At 33.1% G+C, this 6,051-nt stretch carries 3 protein-coding genes; all 3 read left to right on the top strand.

What is annotated here, in order from left to right; translation table 11 throughout:
- Positions 1 to 846 precede the first annotated feature (846 nt).
- Genes HMPREF9304_RS06765 through HMPREF9304_RS06775 form a run of 3 tightly spaced genes read left to right on the top strand, consistent with a single transcriptional unit; the run spans position 847 to position 5,644 of the window.
- Complete coding sequence (locus HMPREF9304_RS06765) at positions 847 to 2,595, top strand: hypothetical protein (RefSeq protein ID WP_156104780.1); 1,749 nt, start codon at positions 847 to 849, stop codon at positions 2,593 to 2,595.
- Complete coding sequence (locus HMPREF9304_RS06770; RefSeq protein WP_036927679.1) at positions 2,592 to 3,632, top strand: T9SS type A sorting domain-containing protein; 1,041 nt, start codon at positions 2,592 to 2,594, stop codon at positions 3,630 to 3,632. Before HMPREF9304_RS06765 ends, HMPREF9304_RS06770 begins: the two co-directional genes overlap by 4 nt.
- Positions 3,629 to 5,644, top strand: coding sequence for a hypothetical protein (locus HMPREF9304_RS06775; RefSeq protein WP_052045981.1), 2,016 nt, complete (start codon positions 3,629 to 3,631; stop codon positions 5,642 to 5,644). Before HMPREF9304_RS06770 ends, HMPREF9304_RS06775 begins: the two co-directional genes overlap by 4 nt.
- Positions 5,645 to 6,051 lie beyond the last annotated feature (407 nt).

Raw genomic sequence — 6,051 nt, forward strand, 5'->3', positions numbered from 1 at the left:
TAGGACATCTGATTATTTTTCGTATCTTTGTTGCATTATTTCACTCTTAAGCATGTCTTTTTATGAAAAAACTCTCNAAANCTTCTCTGAAAGACTGGCGTCAACAACTTNCAGCNCTTGTGTTACGCTTTCCNACTTCTATCTTTTTCTGTATCATTACTTGCGCTTCATGGATTTTCCTCAATCATAAGTTTCAGGAAGNAACAGACATCAATNCNATNANAGTCTTCCTCATGCTCTACCCTGTNACNGCTTTACTTTTGTCGNTACAACTCCATTTATGGACNGAAGAGTGGCAACAACAAAAAAGAGCGTGGCAAGTTCATCTTGGCATACAAGTGGNTTGGCTCGGCATNTGCGCACTGTTGGCAAACTCTTATACGAATACCATTGAGCAAAGTATTGCTATTGTGGTGCTTGCTACTGTGATGGGTATTGGGTGGTTTACACTACCCTATTACCAGCAACGCAACGATAGACCTGCTATCAATTTTCTGCTGAACCTCATAGGAGGTTGTAGTTTGGCTTTCATCATATCGCTTGGCGTGCTAATTGGACTCTCATCCGAATAAAAATAGAAAAAATGTTTTTATTAAATTGATAATCAGCGGTTTGTAATAATTAAACCTATCACAGGGGGGGCGATTTGAAGACGAGTTCGCAGCATCTTCCTGCTTTTGCTTCCCAATATTAATGATTCACTTATTCCATCATAAAGATAATACATCTCAACTAAGAAATCAAAGAAATAATAATATTTTTGAAGTAACAAAATTAAAAGTATCGAAAATCTTTGTACTACAAAAAAAAATGCTAACTTTGTTGCAAATTACAAATAATTCTATTATGAAAAAGATTATTGTATTATTCTTGCTGTCATTGTTTTATTCACAAGTGTTGCTATCTCAAGAAATAGTTACCGTAGATTATGTTGAGCATTTTGAAAAAAATGGAGTTGACTCAATTTCATCAAAGCCTATTTTGTCAAAAGTTGCAAGAATTAATAATAAAACAGCCATTTCTTTTGACATCTCATATGATGATAATATCCCCGATTCAGTCTCCAAATGTTTGCAAGTAACAACTGACATTTGGAGAAATTGTTTGAATATAAATTCGGATTATAAAATTCGTATCAAAGCCGTATGGGATGAACTTCCAGAAGAAGAGGATGTGATAACAACGGTCTGTTACACTAAACATAATGGTTATTTATATCCAACAAGTTTATATTGTTCGTTGGTTAATAATCTTGGTACAGATGGGGCGCCAGATGCAAAAATCATAATAAATAAGAATAAAAAATGGTATTGTGGTTACAATGCAGATAACAACGCTAACTATAGCAGTTTAGCACAGGCAATGCTTAGAAGTATAGCTGTTGCCTTAGGGTTTGGAAGTAGTGTGAATAAAACAGTATTATCAGGTGGCAGAGAGATAATTCGATTTTGTCAAGGAAGTTCTTCTTTGTTTGATAGTTTGCTCGTATCCTCTAATGGAGCCTGTCTAAAGAGCTATTCAAATATAGGAGCAAGGCAAAATGTAGACTTGCTAAAGTTTGTTACGGGTCAGTTTGGCGATGTCCATATTTCGGGATTTAATGCGAATGACTCCATCTACAAGATGTATACGCCTCCTGTATATGAAAATAACAAATCTTTGATATTTCTGAACAACCCTAACTCGTTGATGCATTATAACCTGAATAATTCTCTTAGAATATTACAAGTAGATTCCGTTACTGCAAATGTACTCAACAAACTCGGTTGGGATATCAAGAGTCAACAGGATGGAGAATACTCCATTGTTGGGGATAATATCCCGGAGACAGGTATTACGTCGGCTTATTCATCGCACTCCTTTTTTATTGAAGGTAACGGAAAACAGACCATTACCAATAGAAAATGGACTTTTCTACTGCCAGCAACTGATGGAAGTGATATTATAGTAAAACAATCAGAAGGGGACTTGTTTTTTTCTACAGATGCACTGAGTCATCCCAATGATTATTATATAAACATAAATGGAGATGTATATGGAAAAATCATATTTTCTGGTGATATCAATGGAAAGCCAATGAAACTGGTATATAATTTAACACTTGGACTTAAGCCTGAGATATCAAGTGTTGGCTTTAATAAGACAGATATCAATGAACATAATTCATATGATGTTGATTGCAAGGTGGACTATAAAGGAGCCGAATATCTTTATGTTTCTTTAGAGGAGGAATATAGTTCATTGTCAAGAAACCAATTTGTTAGAGAGCCATATTTGGCTCATTTTACTTGCAGAAACATTTCACCTTATTATTATTCTTGGATAGATGTGACCGTGGAGAATGAATACGGAAGTGATATGTACACAATAGAACTACCTCCACTTTCAAACTTGTCAAAGAAAAAACTTCACAGAAGAGCAGTACTACAAAAAGTAACAGAGTATATTACTTCTATAAGAGTATATGATTCCAATGGATTTTATCTTAATACAATTAAAGAACTTGAGGAAACCATAAAAATGTCTCCTGGTATGTACATTTTAAAATTCTTTAATGGTAACACACTCGTCAAATCGTCAAAGCTTCTAAAATGAGATTTTTATTTCTTTTTACTTCATTAATATACTCTATAGTATCTAGTGCTCAAGTTATAGACAGAAGCATAGTCGTCAATAATATCAATAAGGTGACTCAGGATTATGCGTTTCTTGACGGAGATGTGCTATCTTTTAGAATAAAGCGCAATAGTGTTGAAAAATGCAGCTTAAATTGGGAATTATCTATTGAGTTGAAAGATAATAGTTTTATTCCTTTAATACAAGAAGATATAGTAAATGATTCTTTTAGCTTTACGATAACCCCAGAGCTATTCAAGCAAGATAATTTAAAATATAGACGTATAGAGACTAACGATAACTCATCCATATATTATCATGCTGTGATTGTTTTGCATAATAATAATGCTGTCGTAGACACTATGTCCATATCTATAAATGTATTACCATCAACACCTAGAATTGTTAGCGCTAGTCTCGAAGGTGTGTTCGACTATGAACAATGCAGTTATAATGACCAAGCAGAACTATTTGCTTCTTTTACCGCACATTCAATGGACAAGTGCTACTTAGCCTTAATTCAATCTACAGACAGTTTGTTTCTTCAAACATATCCAAAAGATTATACGATAACATATATTCCTATTGATTTCGTAGATGATGACAATGGATACTCAATTAAGTACGGCGCATCAGATTGGGGACAATATTACAAGATTATGGCTCTTAATAATTATGGATGTGTGTTTTCTATGGATGCAATACATACTACAAAATTGATTAATGACCCAAATATAATATCAGCAATAGAGCATTCCTACCAATCAACAAACATAAAGAACTTGAGTCCTGATTCTGCATATCATATCATCTCGTGTAAAGAAAATAAAATATTCCTCAATACTAGTTTTGGTGTTAGAACTCCAATAAAGATATTTTCTCTCGAAGGTCGTCTTGTCTTAAGTGACACTATTACAAATTCTATTGACATATCCTTTTTGCCGAAAGGAGTATATTTTGTAAAAGTTTTATTTAGTATGGGGAAGTATGTTTCATGTAAAATTATTAAAATATGAAAAAGTTATCATTTTTATTGCTATTTTTAATACTATCTATAGCTTCATGGGGACAAACTAGTACAGAATCTGACTCATATGCCTTAGACCAGTTCATTGAAAAATGTACAGATGTGCCTGTATTGCGTCAAATTAATGGAGGTACGGTATTTAAGATAACTTATGAACCAGAAGAACTTTGGGATAACTCCATGAGAGGTGCATTTGAATATGCATGCAAGATATGGGAAGAACAACTCCCAAACTCCTTACCTATAAATATTTGTGCTAAAATAGGCAACATCAGGGGAACCGATAATATGAAATTGCTTTCAAGGGTTCAGTCTACTACATATGATATTAATAATTACGAAACAGTTTTGTCAAGTAGAATGAAATATGTTCTACTAGCTGAGTATAATAGTGGATTTAATGCAACTTATCTTAACACTGTTACTGATGTTGATTTTTTTAATAAACCTGATGTTGTCATCACGTATAATAAGAGTATGTTAAATGATTTTTCGTATTCATTAGACAATACTCCCACTAATAAATATGACTTTGTAACCGTTGTACTTCGTGATATTGCACGAGGACTAGGCTTTTCATTTAATATGACAGCGAACTCTCAAAAAAAAATATTAGAAGACACAAATAGACCTTTAACTTATTATGAAGACATTGTAAGACAAGCAATTGGAGGCAATAATCTTTCCGAAGCATATACAAATGCCACACAAGGTTCACTTACTCTTTCTGTTAATCATTATAAGAACACGTTACATTTGTACGCACCAACTACTTGGCAAAATGGAATGTCATTGAATTACCTAATTCCTGAACAATCTAGAAATTTTACAGAGCTCCTCTCTTATAACTTTGGCAAGGGAAGCGTAATAAGAAACATTGTTGATAGTTATAATAATATTTTCTATGACTTTCAAGGGTGGCAGACTTATAATTTAGTAACAGGACCATCATCTACTTCTGTAAGTTCTGATGGTTCTTCTAACAATATTATCACATATAAAGGCGATATTATACTCGAAGATAATACACTGATTCAAAACAACATATCTAAAAAAAAGAATATAGTTCAGTGGACGCCCTCTAAGTATCAGAAGAAGGCAAATTCTAATGCTTTTGATTTGCAGTCATACCTTTTTCCATACAATTATATGTACCCAGACAAAAGTGGGACTGCTGGTTCTTGGTTAATTTCGCTATTGAAAAAAGATGGAACTTGGGATTCTGTATATAGTCAATATTCTGGACCATATAATATTCCATTAAAAACCAAAATGGACGATTGGAATATTAGTCCTAATTTCGAGCAATATCAAAGAACTTGTGATGGTTATATACGATGTAGGATTACTTGGTATAAAGAAGTTTATGATAATCTTTATCATCGACCATATTATATTATACAAAATCATTATTATGTTTTAGACTATTTACCTCAGAAAGTAGAAATGAGATATTTAGCACCTATTCAGACATTCTTTACTTTAGCTAAGCCAACTATAAATAACGGGTCTGTCCTAAATAACGACTACACACAAGATATCACAATAAGTATAAAAAATTTAGAGGGGGTCAATCGTATAGTTGTTGAGCAACTTGAAGAAGGAAATGATTTGCCTATTAAATATGAAGTAAAAGATTTCAAGAAAGGGTATTTTATTGCAAATGTAGATAAAGAATTGCAAACAAAATTTGTGGTTTACTCGTATAATAATAATGGAAGTTCAAAAAGTGATACACTAATAGTCCAACCATTAGTTCCATATGACTTTACCGTTAATTTTTCAAATGAAAATATTTTAATCAACAGTAACTTGCAAAAAAAACTGATTCCAATTAATTATAATATATATTCTGTATCGCCCTTTTCATTAATAAATGTGAAGCGTGGTGTTCTTAATCATCACAACTCTACAATAAAAATTAGCGATTTAAACAATGGCTCTTATATTTTAGATATCAACTCTGGAAATAAACGAAAGTCAGTAAAATTTGTGAAATAAAACTTAAGGAATAAGATGTATATGTATCATACGTTTGTTCCCTACGGCTAATATGATCTTAATTGGGTAGGAAGTAAATGTTATTCGTAAAAGACATTTTCTTCAACTTTCACATTTACCGACCTCCCACACCACCGTACGTGCCGTTCGGCATACGGTGACTTTGTATTTATACCTCACGGTGTGGCAGGTTATTTTTAGCCATCCCCTCGAGATCCATCACTTCTATTCTATTGTCGGACCCCGTCCTATCATGTGAATAGAGAGATCCTTTTGGGACATCTGACTACAAAGGACTCTCAAGGTGAGACCTCTGCAAAACTCTTATCCTAAAATTTGCTCATTACATTATTTTTTTTGTACCTTTATGGTATGAAACAAACTCTTTCTTCTCCCAGTTTTGCCGA

It is taken from the genome of Hoylesella timonensis S9-PR14, from assembly GCF_000762405.1.
GTDB lineage: Bacteria > Bacteroidota > Bacteroidia > Bacteroidales > Bacteroidaceae > Prevotella > Prevotella timonensis_A.